Below are 22,062 nucleotides of genomic sequence, written 5' to 3'. Positions count from 1 at the left end.
GCCCGCCCACCTCGACCAGCGCCCTGATCATCCGCAACCGGCGCACATGGGCCTCGGTGTACTGCGCCTGGTTGTAACTGGTGCGCTCACCCGGGAAAAGGAGGCCCTCACGCAGATAGAACTTGATCGTGGGCACCGGAACGTCGGCCCGGCGGCTCAGCTCGGCGATCCGCATGGTCCCTCCCTCACAAGCGACCTTTCAGTCTAACCAGGGGATAGCGACAAGCGCTCCTATCCACTGTCCACATACACTCGGCCCGCACATCGTCAGTCCGACACGTTGCGGTAGGCCAGCACCTTGTCCGCGCGCAGCCGTACCAGCAGCTCCCCCGGCACGCCGTTGCGCTCGCCGAACTCCTCGGCGCGGTCCACGCCCATGTAGCGTCCGCCGAGCACGGTCGCCCACCGGACCACCTCGTCCAGCTCGGTCGACAGCGTGACCGCCCCCTCCACCAGGACGTAGGAGTAGGGCGGCGCCTGGTCGTCCACGCACAGCGCGGCACGCGGTTCGCGCCGCAGCGCCCGGCCCTTGACGCTGTTCTCGTGCGTCGTGAACACCACGTCGTCGCCGTCGAGCACGAACCAGACGGGGGTCACGTGCGGGCGGCCGTCGTCGCGCGTCACCGCCAGCTTCCCGGTCCGCGTCCCCGACAGCACGAAGGCCCGCCATTCGGCGTCATCCATCCGTTCCATGCCGGAGATCCTTTCCCCGCCGCCCCGCGAACCACACCGCCCCGCTGCCGAGCCGTGCCGCACACCGGCGCTCCGGGTCGCCGGGGGAGGCGGGTCAGACCTCCTGGCGGCGGTCGGCCTCGGCCTTGTCCATCGCGGCGGCCTCCTCCGGGGTGGGGGCGCCGCCGCCGAGGTGCCGGGGCTGCCACCAGACGCCCGGGGGGATCTCGGGGTAGCCGCGCTGGGCGCGGTCGACCAGCTCGGACATCCGGCCGTGCAGCTCCTCGGTGAGGGCCGCCATGTTCTCACCGCGCCTGGGGTGCATCGGCTCGCCGACCAGGATGGTGACCGGCACGTTGCGCTGGAAGATCCGCCTCGGGCGGCCCTTGGTCCACAGGCGCTGGGTGCCCCACAGCGCCACCGGGATCAGCGGCACGCCGGTGGCCGCCGCCATCCGGACCGCGCCGTTCTTGATCTCCTTGACGGTGAAGGACCGGCTGATCGTCGCCTCGGGGAAGATGCCGACCACCTCACCGCCCTTGAGCGCGCGCAACGCCGACGCGTACGAGCCCGCCCCGGCGTCGCGGTCCACCGGGATGTGGTGCATGCCCCGCATCAGCGGGCCGGAGATCCGGTGGTCGAAGACCTCCTGCTTGGCCATGAACCGCACCAGCCGCCTGGACGGGCGCGCGGCGAAGCCGGCGAAGATGAAATCCAGGTAGCTCACGTGGTTGCTGACCAGCACGGCGCCGCCCTGTCGCGGCACCCGCTCCGCGCCCTCCACCCTGACCTTCAGGTTCAGGGCGCGGAAGAGGGTGACCGCGGTCCAGATCACCGGTGGGTACACAGTCTCCGACATGGACCCAACCGTAACCTACGGAACCGTATCCGGATCCACACCCCGCCCGGCGCCGATCAGCGCGGTTTCACCACGACGGGCAGGGTGGCGAAGCCGCGGACGTTGCCCATGTGCGAGCGGCGCACCCCGTCCGGGTCGATCTCGTAGCCGGACACCACGGCCGCCAGTTCCTCCAGGGCGATCCGCGCCTCCAGTTTGCCCAGGGTGGAGCCCATGCAGAAGTGCCTTCCGGCGCCGAAGCTGAGCAGCTTGGAGGTGTCCCGCTCCAGGTCGAAGCTGTCCGGGTCGGGGAAGGCGCGCGGGTCGCGGTTGGCCGCGCCGATGGACAGCCACATCCGCGCCCCGGCCGGGACCCGCGTGCCGTACAGCTCGATGTCCTCCATGAGGAGGCGGCCCACGCCGACGGCGGGCGGGTCGTAGCGCAGGCCCTCCTCGACCCAGGCCGCGGCGGCGCCGCCCAGTCCCTTGGCCATCTGGTCGGGGAAGCGCCAGGCCCAGTACATCGCGTGGCCGAGCAGGTTGGTGGTGGTCTCGCTGCCGGCCGCGAGGAGCACGAACAGGATCGGAATGATCTCCTGGTCGGAGAGCTCCTCGATGAGCACCGAGACCATGTCGTCGGTGGGCGCCTGGCGGCGGGTGGCGATGAGCCTGGCGTAGTAGTCGGTCAGCGCCGCGCCCGCGTCGATGCTCTCCTGCAGCACCTCCTGCGAGCCGTCCTGGCGGGTCAGCGAGACGGCGGCCAGGCGGCGGATGTCGTCCCGGTCGGACTCGGGCACGCCGACGAGCTCCGACACCACGTCCAGCGGCATCCGGGCCGCGAAGCCCTCGATGAAGTCGAACGCGCCGCCCCGCTCCAGCGCCTCCTCCAGGTGCCGCCGGGCGATCTCCCTGATCCGCGGCTCCAGGGCCGCCACCCTGCGCGCGGTGAACCCGCGCGAGACCAGCGTGCGCAGCGGCGTGTGCGCGGGCGGGTCCATCGCGACGAACGAGATGGACTGGGACGCCTGCGGCCCCCAGAACACCTCGTCCAGCAGCGGGCCGTGCGAGCTGGAGAAACGCGCGAAGTCCTGGAGCGCCGCCGCCACGTCCTCATGCCGGGACAGCGCCCAGAAGTCGTCCGCGTCGTTCCGGTAGAGCGGCGCCTCTTCGAGGAGCCTGGCATAGACCGGGAAAGGATCCTCGTGTATCGCATAGTCGAACGGACTGAATTGCACGCTCATACCGCTCCGCTCCTCGCACTGACACCCCATTTGACGCGAGAGTAGTCCGGGATTCTGCCGATGGCGATGGGGTAATCGATGGGCCATGACTCCAGATGGCCGGAATTCGCCCCTTCAGCGGCCGGTCGGCGTCCCTGCGGAGAGCGCCCGGTGACCGTTCAGTGACCGCGGAACGCCTCCTCCAGCCACCACGCGCCCCGGTCGGCGGTCACCTTGGCGTCGATCAGCAGCGGCCGGTCCCTGGGCCCCTTCAGCCACTCGGCGACCGCGGCGAGGTCGGCCGGCTCGCGTACCGTCACCCCGGCGCAGCCGAAGCCGCGGCCGATCGCGGCCAGGTCGGCGGGCGGGAAGGTGACCGTGTCCAGCGGGTGGCCGCCCGGCCCGAAGTGGTGCACCTCCGCGCCGTACGCCTCGTCGTCGTAGATCACGATCACCATCGGCAGGCCGAGCCGTACGACCGTCTCCAGCTCCGCGACGCCCATCAGCGCGCCGCCGTCGCCGAGCGCGGCCACCGGCAGCCGGTCCGGCCGGGCCAGCGCGGCGCCGATCGCGGTGGCCAGGCCGAGGCCGATCGACTGAAACGCCTGAGTGAAACAGAAACCCTGCTCATCAGGCACCGAAAAGAACATAGACGGATAACCCATGAAATTTCCGGAATCGACCGCTATGACCCGGTCCGTGGGCAATAGCTGGTCGAGTTCGATGGAAAGCGTGCGCGGGTCGATCCGCCCGTCCGGAGAATCGGTGTAGGGGACGTCACGCCAGCGGCTTTCCGCGGCGATGCGCCCCGCCAGCGCGCGGGTACGGTAGCCGTGCTCCTCGCCGGGGGCGCGCTCGGGCAGGCGGGCCAGGACCAGGCGGGCCGTCTGCGCCGCCTCGCCGTGCACGCCGAGGTGGACCGGGCGGTGCCGGCCGATGGCGTCCTGCTCCAGGTCGACCTGGACGAGGCGGGCGTCCGGGCCGATCAGCGTGCCGTGCCGGGTGGTCCACATGTTGAGCGCGCAGCCCCAGGCCACGATCACGTCGGCGTCGCGGATCAGCTCGGCGGTGAGCGGGGAGGCGAAGCCGCCGCTCACGTCGAGGTTCCACGGGCTGTCGTGGAACAGCCCCTTCGCCACGGCCGAGGTGGCGAGCAGCGCGCCCGCCCTGTCGGCGAGCGCGGTCAGCTCGGCCCGCGCGTGCCGCGCGCCGCGCCCGGCGACGAACACCGGCCTGCGCGCCCCGGCCAGCGTCTCGGCCAGCCGGGCCACCGCCTCCGCGCCGGGCGGCTCGGGTACGGCGGGCGTCACGGCCTCCCGCAGCGTCTCCTCGCCCGGCGTCTCCCCGGTGAAGGGCTGCCCCTGCACGTCGAGCGGCAGGTTCAGCAGCACCGTGCGCCGCTCGCGCAGGGCGGTGCGGTATGCCAGGACCGTGTCCAGCGCCGCGCTCTCCGCCGAGCGCACCCGCAGCGGCACCACGCCGACCGCCCCGACCATGGCGTCCTGGCCGATGTGGAAGTTGGAGCCGGGTTCGGTGGCCTCGCCGGCGAGGACCAGCAGCGGGGTGCGGCTCTTGGCCGCCTCGGCGAGCCCGGTCATCGCGTTCGTGAGCCCCGGCCCCTGGTGCACGCTGAGCACGCCGACGCCGCCCGCCGTCCTGGCATAGGCGTCGGCCATGGTGGCCGCGCCGCCCTCGTGCCGGGCCGCGACGAACCGCGCGCCCCCGGCGACCAGGGCGTTGGTGACGTGGAAGTTGCCGCTGCCGACGACCCCGAAGACGGTGCGCACGCCGAGCCGGGTCAGGGTCAGGCCGACGGCCTCGGCGACGTTCACCGTTCCACCAGCGCGAGCACCCTGACCGGGCTGCCGCTGCCGCCGATAATGGGCAGCGGCGGTGCGACCACGACCGCGCCGGTGACCGGCAGCCGGTCCAGGTTGCGCAGCTGGGTCAGCCCGTACTTGCCGGCGCCGAGCAGGAAGGAGTGGCACGGGAAGGCGGGGTCGAAGGAGTGCGCGGCGCCCGCGTCGGTGCCCACGGTCTCGACGCCGATCCCGCAGACCGGGCTCCGCTCGGCGAGCCACCGCGCGCACTCGGCCGAGATGCCGGGCGTGTGCGGGCCGGTCTCGTTCGCGTTGAGGAAGCGGGCCTGGTCGTCGGCGCGGGCGTCCCAGCCGGTGCGGTAGAGGAGCCAGCCGCCCTCGGGCAGCGGCCCGTGCTCCTTCTCCCACGCGGTGACGTGGTCGATCTGGAGGAGGAAGTCCGGGTCGGCCGCCGCCTGCGCCGAGAAGTCCAGCACCACGGCGGGCGCGAGCAGCCGGGCCGGCGCCACCTGGGAGACGTCCTCGCCGTCCTTGCCGGTGACCCAGTGGACCGGCGCGTCGAAGTGCGTGCCGGTGTGCTCGCCGGTGTGGATGTCGTTCCAGTACCACCCGGGGCCGCGGTCGTCGTAGCGGCTGATCTCCTCAAGGCGGAACGGGATCGTGTTGCCGAACGGCTCGGGGAGCTGGAGGATCGGCGTATCGGACGTCAGGGGCGACGTCAGGTCGACGACCTCGATCGATCCGCCCCGGATACCCTCGACAAGACTCTTCAACACCGACATTCGTCGCCTCCTCGTGCGAAACCTCGCCCGATCTTCCTACAGTGCGCCCGGCGGACGCCACCACGAACATGCTTGCCGTATCCCCCGAACGGGCACAAGTTGGTGCTGAGACCATCACAGTAGTGAGGACCTCGAGATGAAAAAGCTCATCAACGACGCCGGCACTGTCGTGAGCGACGCCCTCGCCGGTGTCGCCGCCGCCCATCCCGGCCTGCGGGTCGACGTGGAGAACCGCGTCGTCTACCGCGCGTCCGGCCCCCGGCGCGGCAAGGTCGGCCTGGTGTCCGGCGGCGGCTCCGGGCACGAGCCGCTGCACGGCGGCTTCGTGGGGCACGGCATGCTCGACGCCGCCTGCCCGGGCGAGATCTTCACCTCCCCCGTCCCCGACCAGGTGATCGAGGCGACCAAGGGGGTGGACGGCGGCGTGGGCGTGCTGCACATCGTCAAGAACTACACCGGCGACGTGCTCAACTTCGAGATGGCCGCCGAGCTGTGCGCCGAGGAGGGCGTCGAGGTGGCCAGTGTGCTGGTCAACGACGACGTGGCGGTGCGCGACTCGCTGTACACCGCCGGGCGCCGGGGCACCGGCGCGACACTGTTCGTGGAGAAGATCGCCGGCGCCCTGGCCGAGGAGGGCGCGCCACTGGCGGAGGTCGCGGCGGTGGCCGCCGACGTCAACGCGCGCAGCCGGTCCTTCGGCGTCGCGCTGTCCCCCTGCACCACCCCCGCGGCGGGCAAGCCCACCTTCCAGCTCGCCGACGACGAGATCGAGCTGGGCATCGGCATCCACGGCGAACCGGGCAGGACCCGCGCCGCCGCCGGCCCCGCCCGGGAGATCGTCCGGGTCGCGATGGACGCGATCAACGAGGACCTGCCGCTGTCCGGCGAGACCCTGGTCATGCTGAACGGCATGGGCGCCACCCCGCTCATCGAGCTGTACGTCGCCTTCGCCGAAGTGGACGCCTACCTGCGTGAGCATGGGGCGAGGGCGGCCCGTACGCTGGTCGGCAACTACGTCACCAGTCTCGACATGCAGGGCTTCTCGGTCACGGTGTGCCACCTGACCGACGAGCTCACCCGGCTCTGGGACGCACCGGTGGAGACGCCGGGGCTGCGCTGGGGCCGCTGATCCGCCATCCGCCAGGGCGCGCCCGGGACGCGTCCGGAGAGCTTGGAGCCGCTCGTGGACACGTCGTTCTTCCTGGCCTGGGTCGACGAGATCACCCGGGTGGTCGCGGCGGAGCGCGACCGTCTCACCGAGCTGGACGCGGCGATCGGCGACGCCGACCACGGCGCCAACCTGGACCGCGGGTTCACCGCCGTCCGGGCGGCGCTCGCGGAGACCACGCCCGCCTCCCCGGGCGCGCTGCTCGTCCTGGTGGGCGGCACCCTGATCCGCAAGGTGGGCGGCGCCTCCGGCCCCCTGTACGGCACGGCGTTCCGGCAGCTCGGCAAGACGCTGGGCGACGCCGGGGAGGTGTCCCCGGCCGAGTTCGCCGCGGCGCTGGAGGCCGCCGTGGACGCGGTGCGCAGGCTGGGCTCGGCGGCCGAGGGCGACAAGACGATGGTGGACGCGCTGGCGCCGGCCGTACGCGCGCTGGGCGCGGCGGCGGCGGAGGGCGCCAAGGCGGCCGAGGCGTTCGACGCCGCGGCGCGGGCGGCGGAGGAGGGGGCCGCGGCCACCGTTCCGCTGCAGGCGCGCAAGGGCAGGGCGAGTTACCTCGGCCCGCGCAGCGTCGGCCACGAGGACCCGGGCGCGGCCTCCACGGCGCTGATCCTCGGCGCCCTGCGCACGGTGGGGGCGCGCTGATGGTGGGCATCGTGCTGATCTCGCACAGCGCCGCGCTCGCGGCCGAGGTCGCCGCGCTGGCCGCGGCGATCGGCGGCCCGGAGGTGCCGGTGGCGGCGGCCGGCGGCACCGACGACGGCGGGCTGGGCACCAGCCCGGACAAGGTCGCCGCCGCGATCAAGGCGGTGGACCGGGGCGCGGGCGTGATCCTGATCCCCGACCTCGGCAGCTCGGTGCTGACCGCCCGGCTGCTGGAGGAGCCGGACTCCGTGGTGATCGCGGACGTCCCCTTCGTGGAGGGCGCGATCTCCGCGGTCGTCACCGCCGGCGCGGACGCCCCGCTCGCCGCCGTGCTGCGCGCCGCCGAGGAGGCCCGCGAGATCCGCAAGCTCTGACGACCTGGCGGAGGGCCCGGCGGCGACCCGTGCCGGCCTGGGACCGGCCGCCGCCCGCGCGGTCAGGTGTTCTCGGAGATCATGACGGCCTGGGTGCCGGGTTCCAGGGCGCGGAAGACGTGCGGGACGTCGCCGGGGTAGGCGATGTAGTCGCCCGGTCCGAGCTCGACCGGGTCCTCGATGACGCCGATGAGGGCGCGCCCGGAGCACAGGACGGTGTGCTCGACGATGCCCGGCATGTGCGGGTCGGACTCCCGGGGGCTGCCCGGCTCGGCGCGGATCAGGTAGAGGTCGCGGCGTGCGTTCGGCGGGCAGGAGGACAGCAGGGTGGCGACGTAGTCGGCGCGCTCTGCGGCCACCGCCGGTCCCTCGCCCGCGCGGATCACCTGCACGGCGGGCACCGGCGGCTCGACCAGCCGGGAGAACGGCACGCCGAGCGCGACGCTCAGCGCCCACAGCGTCTCCACGCTCGGGTTGCCGGTACCCGTCTCCAGCTGGGACAGCGTCGACTCCGCGATCTCCGCGCGGCGGGCGAGTTCGGTGAGGGGGGCGGGCGCGTGATCGAGCCGGCCGTACTGATCGTCGCCACGCTGGTGCTCGCCGCGGGGACCTACGCGTTCCGGGTCGCCGGGCCGCTGCTGCGCTCCCGGGTCGAGCTGAGCCCCCGGGCCGAGCGGCTGATGACCACGGCGACCGTCGTGCTCCTCACCGCGCTGGTCGCGACGACGACGTTCACCGAGGGCGGCGGGTTCGCCGGGTACGCCCGGCCCGCGGGCGTGATCGCCGGCGGGGTGCTCGCGTGGTTCAGGGCGCCGTTCGTCGCGGTGGTGCTCACCGCCGCGGCCACCGCCGCCGTCCTCCGCCTCCTCGGCGTCCCCTGACCGGGCCGGCTCCCCGGCCTGTCCCGCTCACTTGTAGCGGAAGTAGACGAACAGGCGGCCGTGGTTCTTGGCGTCCTTGTCGATGCGGTGGTAGAGGGCCTTGATCTCCTTCTGCTCCAGGAAACGCAGGACCTTCTTCTTCAGCTGGCCGGAGCCCTTGCCCGGGATGATCTCGACCTCGGTCGCCTTCTTGCGGATGGCCTCGTCGATGATGTCGCGCAGCGCCTTGTCGATCTCCCCGCCGCGGTTGTAGATCGGGTGCAGATCCAGCTTGAGCTTCACGGCTGAGAGTCTACGACGGCCCGCCGGGCACACGCCCCTCGCCCGACAGAACCCCTATATACCGCTATTCCCCCCATCCAACACATACCAAGAAATATCCGTACACCGCGCGCCGGGCAAACCGCCCCCACCCCACCGGCCCCGGCATCGCGGTCGCGCCAGACCCGCCGGTCACAGGCTTTCCGCCCCCCTTCCTCGACCACGAATTAGACCACCAACCCCTTTTTGTCAATATGGCGAACGACTCACCCACCGGCGGGACTCAATGCCACCGAACCACCACATGCACAAAATTGTCAGTTTTGCCGAAACCAGCCGTCAAATCCGTCAATTCCGCGATCTATGCGGGTCAAAGATCCCTGGTTAGACTCCGGTCGTGCTGCCCTCCGGGGCGGCCACAACGCCCAACGGGGAGGGTCGTGCACCTTCCCTTTGGCGTTCCCGGGCTGCACGGCGCTCCCTCCCGCATGGAGGTTCCGTGTCCCGCAAGCATCCTCGGTCAGCCCCCCTCGGCGTCGGCTTATGCCTCGTCGCCGCGCTCGTCCCGGCGACGCCCGCCGCCGCCGACCCCACCCCCTCACCCTCCTCCGCAGGCAAGTGGACCGCGACCCCCGCGGCGATCACCGGCGTCCCGTTGCACGGCGCCAAGTCCGACACCGGCAAACTCGCCGAGAGCGACCAGGCCCTGCTGCAGTCCACATCCGGCCAGCAGGTCAACGTGATGGTCAAGCTCGACTACGACTCGCTCGCCGCGTACAAGGGCGACCTGCCCGGACTGCCCGCGACCAGCCCGGCGGAGACCGGCAGGTCGCTGAACGTCAAGAGCGCCGAAGCGCAGAAGTACGAAGACCACATCGAGAAGGTCGAGGGCGACTTCCTCGGCGCGCTCGCCAAGCGGGTGCCCGGCGCCCAGGTCGGGCAGAAGCTGCGCACCGTCTACGGCGGCGTCGCGCTGCGGCTGCCCGCCAACAAGGCCGCCGAACTCCTCAAGCTGCCCGGCGTGGCGGCGGTGCAGGAGGACAAGCCGCAGCAGCTCCTCACCGACTCCAGCGCGTCGTTCATCGGCGCCCCGGCGATCTACTCCAAGCTCGGCGGCAGCGCCTCCTCGGGCAAGGGCGTGATCGTCGGCATCCTGGACAGCGGCGTGTGGCCCGAGCACCCCTCCTTCGCCGACCCGGGCAACCTGCCCGCCCCGCCGGCGACCTCCGACGGCACCCCGCGGATCTGCGACTTCGGCGACAACCCGCTCACCCCGGCGTCCGACACGTTCGCCTGCAACGACAAGCTGGTCGGCGGCGCGCCGTTCATCGACACCTACAACGCCGTCTTCGGCGGCGAGGTGTACCCCGACAGCGCCCGTGACTCCAACGGCCACGGCACGCACACCGCGACCACGTCGGCCGGCGGCCCGGTGGCCAACGCCACCACGCTGGGCATCGCCCGCGGCCCGATCGCCGGCATCGCGCCGGCCGCGGCCGTGTCGGCCTACAAGGTCTGCGGCGCCGAGGGCTGCTTCCCCTCCGACTCGGCGGCGGCCGTCGCCAGGGCGATCCTGGACGGCGTCGACGTCATCAACTTCTCCATCTCCGGCGGCGCCGACTTCTACAGCGACCCGGTGGAGCTGGCCTTCCTGGACGCGTACGCGGCCGGGGTGCTGGTGGCGGCGTCGGCGGGCAACTCCGGTCCCGGCGCGGGCACCACCGACCACCGCGGCCCGTGGACGACCACGGTCGCCGCGTCCACCCAGAGCAGGACGTTCCAGTCCACGATCACGCTCAACGGGGCGGGCGGCGCCACCCTGAAGATCAAGGGCGCGACGGTCACCCCGGGGATCGCCTCCCCGCTGCCCGTGGTGTCCGCCTCCGCACCGCCGTACTCGAACCCGACCTGCACCAACCCGGCGCCCCCCGGACTGTTCACCGGGAAGATCGTCGCCTGCGGGATCAGCTCCGGCCGGATCCTGAAGAGCTTCAACGTGCGGCAGGGCGGCGCGGCCGGCATGATCCTCTACAACAACAACCCGTTCGAGGTCATGACGGACAACCACTGGGTGCCGACGGTGCACGTGGACGACGCCGAGACCGTGCAGTTCCTCGACTTCCTGTCCGCCAACCCGGGCGCGACCGCCTCCTTCACCCAGGGGACCAAGGCCACCTGGCAGGGCGACGCGATCACGCACTTCTCCTCGCGCGGCCCCGGCGGCGACTTCATCAAGCCCGACGTCACCGCGCCCGGCCTGCACATCCTGGCCGGCAACACGCCGACCCCCGAGGGGCCGTCGGGCGGGCCTGCCGGCAACCTGTTCCAGGCGATCGCCGGTACTTCGATGTCCTCGCCGCATGTGGCGGGCGCCGCGGCGCTGTTGTTCGCGCTGCACCCGGACTGGACGCCCGGCCAGGTCAAGTCGGCCCTGATGACGACCGCGGTCACCAAGGTGACCAAGGAGGACCGCACCACCCCGGCCGACCCGTTCGACTTCGGCGGCGGCAGGATCGACCTGACCAAGTCCGGTGACCCGGGCCTCACCCTGGACGAGACGGCCGCGAACTTCGCCGCCTCGGCCAACGACCCGCTCAACCGGATCGACCTGAACCTGCCCTCGGTGAACGCGCCCACCATGCCCGGCGTGATCACCGCCGAGCGCACGTTCACCAACGTCACGGACAAGACGCTCACCTTCACGGCGACCGGCAAGACGGTCAGCGGGGCGAACATCGCGGTGCTGCCGCCGCTGATCTCCGTCAAGCCCGGCAAGTCGGCCAAGGTGTCCATCCTGATCACCGCTCCCGAGTTGCCCGACGGACAGTACTTCGGCCAGGTGAACCTCAAGCAGGTCGGCGGGAGCAGGGAACTGCACCTGCCCGTGGCGTTCTTCCGGCAGGAGGGCGCGGTGCCGATCGAGCAGACCTGCACCCCGGCCACCATCGCCAGGAACACCGGCGAGTCCACCTGCACGGTCGAGATCGAGAACACCACGACGAACGACACCGAGGTCACCGCGCTGAGCACCCTGGACAGCAGGCTGCGGCTGAACTCCGTCACCGGGGCCACCAAGGTCGGCACCCAGATCGCCACGACCAAGGTGACCCTGGCCGGCCGCAAGCCCGACACCCCCGCCATCGCGCCGGGCGCCGGACCTTCCGGCTACCTGCCGCTCGACCTCCTCGGCGTCCCGGCGAACCCGATCGCGGACGAGGACGCGTACAACTTCACCCCGCCCGGCGGGTTCGTCTACGCCGGCCGCACCTACAACCGGATCGGCGTCACCTCCAACGGCTACACGGTCGTGGGCGGCATCACCGACTCCTCGCAGATCACGTTCACGCCGCAGACGCTGCCGGACGCGGCGCCGCCGAACGGCGTGCTCGCGCCGTACTGGACGGACCTCGACGGCACCGCCGCCGAGGGCATCCTCGCGGCGACGCTGACCGACGGGGTGAACGACTGGTTCGTCGTGGAGTGGCGGCTCAACCTGTACGGCACGTCGGAGCTGAAGGTCTTCCAGCAGTGGATCGGCCTCAACGGCACCGAGGACATCAGCTACGTCTACGACCCGGGCGCCCTGCCGGGCGCGCCGCCGGCGTCGTACGGGCTGACCGTCGGCGCGGAGAACGCGGAGGGCTCCGCCGGCGCGCAGATCGCCGGACCGCCCACCGAGGACCTGCGGGTCACCAGCACGCCCGGCGCGCCCGGCGGCTCGCACACCTACACGATGAAGGTGCGCGGCGTCAGCAAGGGCACCGGAACCGTCACCACGGGCACCTCGACCGCCGAGGTCAAGGGCCTGACCATCGAAACCGACCGGATCACCGTCAACTGACCTGAAACGGCGGGGGCCCGGCGCTCGCCGGGCCCCCGCCGCGTGTTCTCGGGCGGACGACGGTCAGAACAGCCAGTCGAACAGGCCGCCGCCACCACCACCGCCCTGGTTCCCCTCTGCGGGCGGCTGCGGCGGGTTCGCCGGGGGCGGCGCCTGGGTGACCGGCGCCTGCGTGGGCGTGTTCTGCTGCTCGGTGCTCGGCGGGTTGCGGGTGTCGGCCGTGTCGCGCAGCTCGGGCTCGCCGGTGGGCTGCTGGGAGCTGGGCCGCTCGCTGGGCACCCGGGTGCGCTCGGGGTTGGGCTGGGTGGCCGGCGTGGAGGGGTCGTCCGACCGGCCGTTGGTGGCCGGCGGCGGGGCCTGCTGGTTCCCGGGCTGCTCCGGCGTCTCGGCGGACGCCGACTCCTCCGGAGTCGTCTCCTCCTCGGTCGGGATCGGGTCCTCGGGCAGCGTCTCCTCCACGGGCGGCTCGGAGGCCGTCTCCGAGGGCAGGGTCTCGGCGCCGCCCACGGACGCGCACTGAGCACCGGCGCACGCCGTGTCGGAGGAGGAACCCAGCGAGGAGAACAGCAGCCAGCCACCCACCGTGGCCGTCACCACCGCCGCCGCGGTCGCCACGAGGAGCCCCTTGCCGCGACGCGGCCGCTCCTCCTCGTCCTCGTAGCCGGTGGCGGCCTCCGGCTCGCGCCATCCGGCGCCCAGGAATCCGCGGCGCTCCTCGGAGTCCTCCGCCTTGCCCTCGGGGCGAGGCGTGTCCCACTCGCCGTCCGCGGCCGGGCGGTCCCACTGGTCGCCGTCGGCGGGGCGCTCCCATTCGCCGGTGTCCTGCGAACGGTCCCAGGTGCCGTCGGCCTCCTGGGCCGCGCCACCCTCCCAGCGCTCACCCTCGGTCCACTCGTGGTCGTCCGACAGGAGCCGCGGATCGATGGCCATCTGGACGCCCGTCTCGATCCCCGGGTCGGGGCCGGGGTCGGGGGCGGGATCGGCGCCCGCCTCGCCGTCCGGGCCCCACCCGTCGGAGAGCACGTCGCCGCTCTTAGGCTCCGGTCCCGCGGCTTCGGCCTGCCAGGCGGGATCCAGCGCGCCCGTCTGCTCCCAGATCTCCTCACGGTCCGGCTCGAGGTGACCGCCGTAAGACGGATCATTCGATCCGCGGCTCATGATGACCCTCTCTGTCAGCTTTCGTGGCGCGTATCTTCTTAGCAGCTCCCACTACGACATGTCGGAAAAATAGACAACTTTAATCACATGGATGACATTGGCCTCAGAAGTGGCAGATGGTGGAGTTGCGTCACATGCGCTGCTCAGGGCGGTCCTCACGCAGGGACGTCACCCCCGGCACGCCGGCGAGCGACCGCACGGCCCGCTCCGACTCCACGAGCACGACGGCGCCCCCGGAGGGCAGCTCTCTGAGATAGGACACGCCCTCGACACCGGCCACCAGGGAACGGAAGTCCTCGGCCGGGACGGAGAGCCCCACGATATAGGCCGACCTCACCGGTGGATGTATTCGACGAGATGCGCCTTCTCGGTCTCCAGCTCCTCGATCGCGCTCTTCACCACATCGCCGATGCTGACGATGCCGGCCAGCCGTCCGTCGGACACCACGGGAACATGCCGGATGCGATGGTTCGTCATGGTCTGACGGAGATCATCCACGTTGTCGGCCGGTTCACAGGTGCGGACCTCGGTCGTCATGATGGTGGACACCGGAGCGTCCAGCACGCCCGCGCCCCGGTCGTTCAGCCGGCGCACGACGTCACGCTCGGACACGATTCCCGCGATGCGGCCGCCTTCGCCGCACACGACCACCGCGCCGATATTGCGCTCGGCCAGCGTCGCCAGCAGCTCGGAAACCGTGGCGTCGGGCCGGACGGTCGCCACATCCGTCCCTTTGCCTCGCAGGATGGTAGCGATGAGCATCGACTTCACCTCCGCAGGTATCCAGGTCTCATTCCCCCGCGGGCGTCATCGAAGCGGCTCTTCCCCCGGGTTGCAGGCCGCCTGGAGACTCCACGACTCGTGCTCGGGTCTCCACTAAAACACGCTCGGCTTCCCCGGGACAACAGTGAGCAGCCGGTCGAGTCAGGTCCGATGTCAGCGGTTCCGTGCCGTACGCCCGCCGTACACTCGGCGTGTCATGTGAAACATCATCAAGTGCGGGGTAGCGATGACCGACCACACCGCCCTCAACATCGGCAGCCACGACCTGCCGGTGTCCGACGCCCTGATCGAGTTCATGAGCACCGGCTGGGCCGACACCGGCGACCGGGCCGGCGCCCCGCTGCCCGTCACGGTGTGGGCGGCCAAGCGCAGGGCCGCGCTCGCCGCCCGGTTCCCCGGGGAGCGCCTCGTCATCCCCTCGGGCACGCTGAAGGTGCGCAGCAACGACTCCGACTACCGGTTCCGGCCGCACAGCGCGTTCGTCTATCTCACCGGCGTCCAGCAGCCCGACCACGTGCTGGTGATCGACACCTCGGGCGCGGCCACGTTGTTCCTGCGCCCGCGCTCGCCGCGTTCGGCGCCCGGCGAGGCGGGTCAGGAGTTCTACCGCGACCGGCGTTACGGCGAGTTCTGGGTGGGCCGCCGCCCCGACCTGGCCGAGGCCGAGACGCTCTACCAGGTCGAGTGCGCCCCGCTGAGCGAGCTGCCCGCCGCACTGTCCGGCGGCGCGCCCTCCCGGGTGCTGCGCGGCGTCGATCCGTCGGTGGACGTCCAGGTGCGCCCGCACCTGCGGCGGGACGCGGACGCCGAGTTCGCCTCCTTCCTGTCGGAGATGCGGCTGATCAAGGACGAGTGGGAGATCGCCGAGCTGCAGTCGGCGGTCGACTCCACCGTCCGCGGCTTCGAGGACGTCGTGCGCGCGCTGCCCGCGGCGCTGCGCCACCCACGCGGCGAGCGTTACGTGGAAGGCGTCTTCGGGCTGCGCGCCCGCCTGGAGGGAAACGCGAACGGCTACGAGCCGATCGTCGCCTCCGGCGCGCACGCCTGCGTCCTGCACTGGATCCGCAACGACGGCCCGCTCGCGCCGGACGAGCTGCTGCTGCTCGACGCGGGCGTGGAGAGCGACCACCTCTACACCGCCGACATCACCCGCACCCTGCCGGTCTCCGGGCGGTTCGGCACGATCCAGCGCCAGGTGTACGAGCTGGTCTACGAGGCGCAGACGGCGGCCATCGGGGTGCTGCGCCCCGGGGCGCGGTTCCGCGACTTCCACCAGGCCGCGATGCGCGTCATCGCCGAGGGGCTGTACGAGTGGGGCGTGCTCAAGGTCCGCCCCGACGAGGCCATGTCGCCCGGCAGCGGCGTCTACCGCCGCTACACCCTGTGCAGCAGCGGCCACATGCTCGGCATGGACGTGCACGACTGCGCCAAGGCGCGCGCCGAGGTCTACCTCGACGGCGTGCTGGAGGAGGGCCAGGTACTCACCGTCGAGCCCGGCCTCTACCTCCAGCCGGACGACCTGACCCTGCCGCCCGAGTTCCGCGGCATCGGCGTGCGGATCGAGGACGACCTGGTGATCACCGCGGACGGCGCCCGGCTCATGTCCTCCGGCCTGCCGCGCCACCCCGGCGAGATCGAGCGCTGGATGTCGGGACTCCTCACCGGCTGAGTCACCGGGTCGTGCCACGGCTCCCCTGGCGACCTTCCCCGCTGTGAATTCGGTCATCCGTGCAAGTGATCTTCAGATCGCCCCCGCCACCCTTTAAGCTGGGCAAATGCCTGATCCGGTGGCGTTGGCGGGGGCGACGGCCGAGTTGTGGTCCCCGCGCGAGCAACGCTCGCTCTACGCTTTGCTCACCCGGGCCGAGTGCGAGCGCGCGGCCAGGTTCGTCCGCGAGACCGACCGCCGTGACTACGTCGCCGCCCACGTGCTCGTACGGCACTGCGCCGCCGAGGTGCTCGGCCGGCCGCCGGAGAAGCTGACCCTGTTGCAGCGCTGTGAGCGGTGCGGCCCCGGCCACGGCAAGCCGTACCTCGCCGAGGCGCCCGAGATCGGGGTCAGCCTCAGCCACACGCACGGCTACGTGTGCGCCGCCGCCGGGCCGGGCCGGGTCGGCATCGACGCCGAGCACGTGCCGCCGGGCCCGCTCGACGAGGGGCTGGCCGGCCAGGCGCTCACCGCCGCCGAGCGGGCGGCCGTGACCTGCAACCGGGGGCTGATCAGGCAGTGGGTGCGCAAGGAGGCCCTGGTGAAGCGGGGCGAGCTGACGCTGGCCGACCTGCGTTCGCTCGACCTGTCCGCGCTGACGCTGAAGGAGTCTCCGGTGCCCCGGGCGTTCACCTGGGAGGGCAGGCACCTGCTGGAGTGGGCGCACGGCGACGTGCTCGGCACCGTGATCTCCGACCGGCCCGGCCGGCTGTCCCACGCCTTCGCGCCGTGACGGGACACGAGGGTGCGCCCAATGTGTGGACGTCGTACTCGTTGTATAGATTCACTTCATGAGCACCGACGAACCGCGCTGGCTGACCTCCTTCGAGCAGCGGGCGTGGCGGGCGCATCTGAGCGCGCACAAGCTTCTGTCGCACCGGCTGGACCGGGAGCTGCACGAGTTCGGGCTCTCGCTCAACGACTACGAGATCCTCGTCACCCTGTCGGAGAGCCCCGACCACCGGATGCGGATGAGCGACCTGGCCGAGGTCACCATCCAGTCCCGCAGCCGGCTGTCCCACCAGATCTCCCGGATGGAGGCGGCCGGCCTGGTCACCAGGGAGAGCTGTCCCGACGACCGCCGGGGCACGTTCTCGGTGCTGACCGAGCACGGCTGGGAGACCATCCAGCGCGTCGCGCCGCGCCACGTCGCCGGGGTGCGCGAGCACTTCATCGACCGTCTCACCGAGGAGCAGCTGCACGACCTCGACCGCGCCTACGCCCCGATCGTGCACCACCTCAAGGCTCTCCGCTCCCCGACCCGCGGCTGACCCGCCCGCGCCGTCGGCACCCCTGGCGTCAGGGTCGCGGCGTGCGCGCCCGTCCGGGCATCAGCGTCGCGACGAGTACGGCGAGCCCGCACAGCACCGCCGTGATCAGGAAGATCTCGGTGTACTCGGTGTGCAACGCCGCCCGCACCTTCGCCTCGTACTCCGCGAGCCGCCTGGCGAACTCCGCCGGCTCCACCCCGAACGGCAGCGGCGTGTCCAGGTCGGCCGTGAGCGACTGGAACCGGTGGAACCCCCACCCGGACAACGCCGCCACGCCGAGCAGCATCCCCATCATCCGCGCCACGACCACCGCCGCCGACGCGACCCCGTGCTGCGCCGCCGGCACCACCCTGAGCACCGCCGAGGACACCGGCGCGATCACCACGCCCAGCCCCGCCCCCGCGAGCACGAGATCCACGTCCATCCGCACCCCCGCCCCGGCCAGGTCCACCGGCCACTGCGAGAACCGCACGTACGCCACCGTCGCCACCGCCAGCCCCGCCACCGCCACGGCCCGCTCCCCGAACCGCCGCGCCAGCACGCCGCCCGCCAACGCCGCCACCGTCAACGCGACCAGGAACCGCGACAGCACCAGCGCCCCGCCCACCGCGTCCTCCCCCAGCAGCGTCTGCGCCGTGAGCTGTACATCCACCAGCGTCACCAGCAACGCCGCCCCGGCGAGCATGCTCACCCCTAGCGTCGCGAGAAACGGCCCCCGCCGCACCTCGGCCAGATCGATCAGCCGCACCCGCGCCCGCATCTCCCAGACGACGAACGCCACCCCCACGACCACCCCCGCCCCGATCACCGGCAACCCCCAGTCCGGCAACGCCCCCTTCTCCGGCTCCGGGTTGTAAAGCCCCACCACCATCAACCCCAACGCCACCGCCAGCAACACCCCACCGACCACCCCACCCCGAGGCACCCCACCTCCCGCGCCCAGCGGCGCCGCACCTCCCGCGCCCAGCGGCGCCACAGCCCCGGCGGCCACACCCCGCGGCGCCGGCACGCCCGACCGCCGAGCGGGCAGCGCCCGCCACACGATCACCGCCGCGACGATCGACAGCGGGATGTTCAGCCAGAAGATCCCCCGCCACCCGGCCACCGCCGCCACCCCGGCCCCGTACAACGGCCCGAGCACGCTCCCCAGCTCCTGCGCCGCGCCGATCGCCCCGAGCACCGGCGGCCGCTCCCGCGCGTCGTACAGATCACCGACCAGCGCCATCACGATCGGCAGCAACGCCCCGCCCGCGATCCCCTGCACCATACGCCCCGCCACCAGCACCGGCACCCCGGTAGCCAGCGCCGTGACCACCGACCCGGCGAGAAACCCCGCCAAGCACCCCAGGATCAACGGCCGCCGACCGTACCGATCCGACAACCGCGCCAGCAACGGCATAGCCGCGACATATCCCAGCAGGAACCCGGTCACCACCGGCGTTGCCCGCTCCAGCCGGTTCAACGGCACCCCGACATCCCGCGCGATATCCACCAGCACGGTCACGACGACGTAAGCATCCAGCGCGGCAAGCAACACCACCACGCCCCCGACCCCGACAACCGCCCGCCGCCGCCCCCCACCGGCCGCACCGCCGCCAGCCGGACCCGCGCCGGCCACGGCCTCTCCCGCAGCGGAGCCCCCACCCCAAGGCGAACCTCCCACCGCCATGGACCGCTCAGACGCGGCCTTCGCCGTCACGGGGACTCCGTCGTCAGCAGTACTCCCCGCCGCACCGGATGCCGCACCGCCGGAGGCCGTTCCCCCGGCACCCATCCCGTCGGCCGCCGTGCTCCCCGCCATCCATCCCCCCACCCACCGCGGACCACGTACCGGGCCCGCACTTGCCGATCACGCACCGACGACCGCGACCCGTCACTCCGCGGGAGCCTTCACCTCAACTGGCACGTCGTAGTCGCGGAAGGTGACGGCCACGGTCCCGGAGTTGTCACCACTGCCCAGCGGCAGGCTGGCCTTCAGCAACCGGCTGCTCGCCTTGTCGATCCACAGCTTCCCGTCCACCGCCTGCCCGATCCCCGGCACCAACGGCAGCAACACCTGCTGCGGAAGAGACGCGGCCACCCGATAGGCATCGGCGTCGCCGACCTTCTCCTCCCCCTCGGTCGTCACCTTCGTGGCCGCCCCGAGCAACGCCGGCACCCCCCGGTCCGCACTGAGAATCGCCGAGGGGTCATAGATCGTGGCCAGCTCGTCCTTGGTCATCTCCTGAAAGCCCCCGGTGAGCCCCTTGAAGTGCACCTTGTCCCCGAGCAGCACGAACTGCAACTCCTGCAGACTCCCAAGCAGATCGATCTGAATCGTCCCGTCCGCATCCCCGTCAGCCGTCAACCGCCCATCAGCCTTCCGCACCGGCACCGGCGGCCTCCCCTCAGCCTCCACCGAGAACGCCACACTCTTCACCACCCGCATGGCCTCAGAGGACTTCTTCAACAACTCCGCCCCATCGGGCAGCGTCGCCCCACCCCCTTCACCCCCGGCGCCCGTGCAGGCACCGACAAGCACCACCACGGCCAGCAGCGCGACGACCAACCCAGAGAAACGACGAAGCCCCATGGCCCGGATCGTACCGACGCCACGCCGCCCACGTGGCCGCCCGCACTATCTGTTCCATCCCGTCGCCACGCACGACATCCACCGGCCATCTCCATCACGAAGCAAGTCCACCGAGCGCGTCGGCTCCCTGAACCGGCGGACCCCCCTCTCAAAGCTCAGCTCAGGAACTGGCACGCTAGTAGTCCTGGAATCCCCACCAGTTGCCACCGGTCGAATGTGGCCATGAAAGCCGGTCCCCCATGTCGTCCAACAAGTCGGCCATGGAAGCGTCACGCGACACCCGAACGACCGAAACCTCGAGCCCCAGACCATCCCGGAAGCTCACTCAATCGCGACTGGTTCAACCGGTTCACCAAGTAGGGACGCCCTCCGCCCAACCAGGAAGTCGCTGCCGGCACTTCCAGATAGCTCATGCGCCCGACTCCCGATCAGCATCCCGGGCAGCCATTCCTAATCTGGACAAATGTTCCACCTTCGTCAGCACTGTAGACTGTCATACATCCCTGGATGGCATCGTCACACTTGGCCCCATAGCGGAAGCGGATATCATCCAGGTCCACCTGCATTGCGCCCCGAATATCTCTGCTCCCAGTAGATTAACCGTCCGACGGTCGGGCTTGTCCATTCGGATTGCAGGGCCCATGTGATACGAGAAGGGAATTACCGAATGCGGCGGGATGTGGTTGATTTCTTTTCCGTCGCCGGCAGGCTGCGAACTTCCGTACCATCCACCATCTCTCGAATGTCGTTATGAACGAGGATGGCCTGGTTGCCTGCTACCACATGGTAGGTGTGCAGCTCCGCCTTTCCCACCTGCGGGAACGCAGGTCAGCAGGGGCGTTCACCTCCAAATCCGTCCAGCGGTTGCCGTCAACGTAGCCGTCAGGGCGCATGTGGTCATCAGCGATTCGGCGTCGTGACGCCCTTCCTCCGGGTAAAGGACTTGCTACACTTCTGGGTGTGGAGGAGTGGGAGATCTGTGTCACCAACGAGATCCTGGCCTGGATCAACGCCCTGGACGAGCGATCCCGGGTGCAGGTCGTCGATGCCATCGACCGACTGGCCGAAGCCGGTCCGAGCCTGGGCCGGCCGCTGGTCGACAAGTTGGAAGGCTCCCAGGTCCACAACCTGAAGGAACTGCGTCCCGGCTCGGCAGGCCGCTCCGAGATACGGATCTTGTTCGTGTTCGATCCGTGGCGGTCGGCCATCTTACTGATCGGCGGGGATAAGTCCGGTGACTGGTCGGGCTGGTATCGGCGGGCCATCCCCCACGCCGAAGAGCTGTACGCGAAGTACCTGACCGAACGTGAGACGGAGGAGAAGGACCGATGACGAGCTTTCCCAAGTGGAGCGACGTCCGCGCCGACATCGTGGCCACCTCCGGCGGAGAGGAAGCCGTGGCCGAGGCCCGGCGGCGCAATCAGGCCTACATCGACGGCTATCGGCTGGCCGAACGGCGCAAGAGCCTGGATCTGTCACAGACCCAGGTCGCCGACCTGATGGGAGTGACCAAGAGCCGGGTCTCCCAGATCGAACGCGGTGAGGTGTCCACCGTGGAGGCCATCGCCCGCTACGTGCAGGCCCTCGGCGGGCAACTCCAGATCTCGGCCGTGTTCGGCGATGACCTGTACATCCTGCGCGGCACCGACACCCACGCCGCATAACTCGAACACCCTCTTCACGGCCCGATCACGCAACTCCTGGGGATACTTGCTCTGCGCGGGCACGACTCCCAGCCTTGGAAGCTTCCGATCAGCTCGGGGCATTTCAAGCATGTGGCCGCCATTCCGCTGGCGCTGTTATATCGGGTCTCCGACGCTCTCGTGGCGTCGGGTTTTCGCCTTCTATCCACAGTCCTCGGCCTGGGGTGGTCATCTCCTCGTCGGGCAGGCTTCGCCGTGCCGGGCCGGACGCCCGGGTCGAGCCGTCGTTCGCGTGTACATGGAGCCTTTTTCATCCGTGGGCAAGCCGGTGGTTCTGAAGGACAGCGATGGCCTTGCATAGGTGTCCGGCTTTGCCGGGGCTACATCGGAGCTTGCGGAGGATCCGCCAGCTCTTGAGCTGGGCGTTC

General features: G+C 71.2%; 22 protein-coding genes and 2 pseudogenes. 10 read left to right on the top strand and 14 right to left on the bottom strand.

Annotation, left to right across the window (positions count from 1 at the left end; translation table 11 throughout):
* From QSK26_RS41115 to QSK26_RS41090, 6 genes are all read right to left on the bottom strand, one after another.
* Positions 1-175, bottom strand: a 175-nt coding sequence (locus QSK26_RS41115) for a MerR family transcriptional regulator (RefSeq protein WP_285780144.1), incomplete at its 3' end; no start/stop codon positions are given.
* A gap of 92 nt (positions 176-267) precedes the next feature.
* Positions 268-693, bottom strand: coding sequence for a PPOX class F420-dependent oxidoreductase (locus QSK26_RS41110; RefSeq protein WP_285780798.1), 426 nt, complete (start codon positions 691-693; stop codon positions 268-270).
* A 94-nt stretch (positions 694-787) separates the two neighbouring features.
* Entirely contained in the window at positions 788-1,531 is a 744-nt protein-coding gene (locus QSK26_RS41105) for a lysophospholipid acyltransferase family protein (RefSeq protein WP_285780797.1), read from the bottom strand.
* Positions 1,532-1,587: 56 nt separating this feature from the next.
* Entirely contained in the window at positions 1,588-2,751 is a 1,164-nt protein-coding gene (locus QSK26_RS41100; RefSeq protein WP_285780796.1) for a cytochrome P450, read from the bottom strand.
* Between the two features lie 158 nt (positions 2,752-2,909).
* A complete protein-coding gene (locus tag QSK26_RS41095) occupies positions 2,910-4,562 on the bottom strand; it encodes a thiamine pyrophosphate-binding protein (protein ID WP_285780795.1) in 1,653 nt (550 codons plus the stop codon).
* The gene (locus QSK26_RS41090; RefSeq protein WP_285780794.1) at positions 4,559-5,332 is read right to left on the bottom strand and encodes a cyclase family protein; all 774 of its coding nucleotides are present in this window, start codon (positions 5,330-5,332) and stop codon (positions 4,559-4,561) included. Before QSK26_RS41090 ends, QSK26_RS41095 begins: the two co-directional genes overlap by 4 nt.
* Positions 5,333-5,468: 136 nt before the next feature.
* Here QSK26_RS41090 and dhaK point away from each other — a divergent pair, with 136 nt between their 5' ends.
* The 3 genes from dhaK to QSK26_RS41075 are packed head-to-tail and all read left to right on the top strand — an operon-like array spanning position 5,469 to position 7,516.
* Complete coding sequence (gene dhaK / locus QSK26_RS41085) at positions 5,469-6,461, top strand: dihydroxyacetone kinase subunit DhaK (RefSeq protein ID WP_285780793.1); 993 nt, start codon at positions 5,469-5,471, stop codon at positions 6,459-6,461.
* 54 nt (positions 6,462-6,515) lie between these two features.
* Positions 6,516-7,142: a dihydroxyacetone kinase subunit DhaL gene (gene dhaL, locus QSK26_RS41080; RefSeq protein WP_285780792.1), complete on the top strand. Its 627-nt coding sequence runs from the start codon at positions 6,516-6,518 to the stop codon at positions 7,140-7,142.
* Entirely contained in the window at positions 7,142-7,516 is a 375-nt protein-coding gene (locus QSK26_RS41075) for a PTS-dependent dihydroxyacetone kinase phosphotransferase subunit DhaM (RefSeq protein ID WP_285780791.1), read from the top strand. Before dhaL ends, QSK26_RS41075 begins: the two co-directional genes overlap by 1 nt.
* Before the next feature lie 62 nt (positions 7,517-7,578).
* Here the strand turns inward: QSK26_RS41075 and QSK26_RS41070 are convergent.
* Positions 7,579-8,046 (bottom strand): annotated as a pseudogene (locus QSK26_RS41070) (helix-turn-helix domain-containing protein); the annotation flags it as partial.
* A 27-nt stretch (positions 8,047-8,073) separates the two neighbouring features.
* Here QSK26_RS41070 and QSK26_RS41065 point away from each other — a divergent pair.
* The gene (locus QSK26_RS41065) at positions 8,074-8,397 is read left to right on the top strand and encodes an AzlD domain-containing protein (RefSeq protein ID WP_285780790.1); all 324 of its coding nucleotides are present in this window, start codon (positions 8,074-8,076) and stop codon (positions 8,395-8,397) included.
* 27 nt (positions 8,398-8,424) lie between these two features.
* On the opposite strand, the gene QSK26_RS41060 is transcribed toward QSK26_RS41065, so the two are convergent.
* A complete protein-coding gene (locus QSK26_RS41060; RefSeq protein WP_285780789.1) occupies positions 8,425-8,679 on the bottom strand; it encodes a Smr/MutS family protein in 255 nt (84 codons plus the stop codon).
* 478 nt (positions 8,680-9,157) lie between these two features.
* Between QSK26_RS41060 and QSK26_RS41055 the strand changes: the two genes are divergently transcribed.
* Complete coding sequence (locus tag QSK26_RS41055) at positions 9,158-12,499, top strand: S8 family serine peptidase (RefSeq protein ID WP_285780788.1); 3,342 nt, start codon at positions 9,158-9,160, stop codon at positions 12,497-12,499.
* A 63-nt stretch (positions 12,500-12,562) separates the two neighbouring features.
* Here QSK26_RS41055 and QSK26_RS41050 read toward each other — a convergent pair whose 3' ends face one another.
* The 3 genes from QSK26_RS41050 to QSK26_RS41040 form a co-directional block, all read right to left on the bottom strand.
* Positions 12,563-13,657 (bottom strand): superantigen-like protein SSL4, encoded by a 1,095-nt coding sequence (locus QSK26_RS41050; RefSeq protein WP_285780787.1) that lies wholly within the window; start codon positions 13,655-13,657, stop codon positions 12,563-12,565.
* Between the two features lie 130 nt (positions 13,658-13,787).
* Entirely contained in the window at positions 13,788-13,994 is a 207-nt protein-coding gene (locus QSK26_RS41045; RefSeq protein WP_285780786.1) for a hypothetical protein, read from the bottom strand.
* Positions 13,991-14,419, bottom strand: a complete 429-nt coding sequence (locus QSK26_RS41040; protein ID WP_285780785.1) for a CBS domain-containing protein — start codon at positions 14,417-14,419, stop codon at positions 13,991-13,993. The genes QSK26_RS41045 and QSK26_RS41040 overlap by 4 nt, the downstream gene beginning before the upstream one ends.
* Positions 14,420-14,666: 247 nt before the next feature.
* Between QSK26_RS41040 and QSK26_RS41035 the strand changes: the two genes are divergently transcribed.
* The 3 genes from QSK26_RS41035 to QSK26_RS41025 all read left to right on the top strand — a co-directional run bounded on the left by QSK26_RS41035 (position 14,667) and on the right by QSK26_RS41025 (position 17,419).
* Positions 14,667-16,109 carry an aminopeptidase P family protein gene (locus QSK26_RS41035; RefSeq protein WP_285780784.1) on the top strand — a complete coding sequence of 481 codons (1,443 nt, stop codon included), beginning with the start codon at positions 14,667-14,669 and terminating at the stop codon, positions 16,107-16,109.
* Positions 16,110-16,215: 106 nt separating this feature from the next.
* Complete coding sequence (locus QSK26_RS41030; RefSeq protein WP_285780783.1) at positions 16,216-16,881, top strand: 4'-phosphopantetheinyl transferase family protein; 666 nt, start codon at positions 16,216-16,218, stop codon at positions 16,879-16,881.
* Positions 16,882-16,939: 58 nt separating this feature from the next.
* Complete coding sequence (locus QSK26_RS41025; RefSeq protein ID WP_285780782.1) at positions 16,940-17,419, top strand: MarR family winged helix-turn-helix transcriptional regulator; 480 nt, start codon at positions 16,940-16,942, stop codon at positions 17,417-17,419.
* A gap of 28 nt (positions 17,420-17,447) precedes the next feature.
* Here the strand turns inward: QSK26_RS41025 and QSK26_RS41020 are convergent, their stop codons facing one another.
* Positions 17,448-18,962, bottom strand: a complete 1,515-nt coding sequence (locus QSK26_RS41020; protein WP_285780781.1) for an MFS transporter — start codon at positions 18,960-18,962, stop codon at positions 17,448-17,450.
* A gap of 330 nt (positions 18,963-19,292) precedes the next feature.
* Positions 19,293-19,991, bottom strand: a complete 699-nt coding sequence (locus tag QSK26_RS41015) for an LppX_LprAFG lipoprotein (RefSeq protein WP_285780780.1) — start codon at positions 19,989-19,991, stop codon at positions 19,293-19,295.
* 960 nt (positions 19,992-20,951) lie between these two features.
* Between QSK26_RS41015 and QSK26_RS41010 the strand changes: the two genes are divergently transcribed.
* Positions 20,952-21,323 (top strand): type II toxin-antitoxin system RelE/ParE family toxin, encoded by a 372-nt coding sequence (locus QSK26_RS41010; protein ID WP_285780779.1) that lies wholly within the window; start codon positions 20,952-20,954, stop codon positions 21,321-21,323.
* On the top strand, positions 21,320-21,655 hold the full coding sequence (locus QSK26_RS41005) for a helix-turn-helix domain-containing protein (RefSeq protein ID WP_285780778.1): 336 nt from the start codon (positions 21,320-21,322) through the stop codon (positions 21,653-21,655). The genes QSK26_RS41010 and QSK26_RS41005 overlap by 4 nt, the downstream gene beginning before the upstream one ends.
* 289 nt (positions 21,656-21,944) lie before the next feature.
* On the opposite strand, the pseudogene QSK26_RS41000 reads toward QSK26_RS41005, so the two are convergent.
* Positions 21,945-22,062: pseudogene (locus QSK26_RS41000) on the bottom strand (IS5/IS1182 family transposase); the annotation flags it as partial.

Source organism: Microtetraspora sp. NBRC 13810, assembly GCF_030268685.1.
In the GTDB taxonomy this organism is placed as follows: domain Bacteria; phylum Actinomycetota; class Actinomycetes; order Streptosporangiales; family Streptosporangiaceae; genus BSRQ01.
This window is presented reverse-complemented; position numbering and strand designations above follow the sequence as displayed.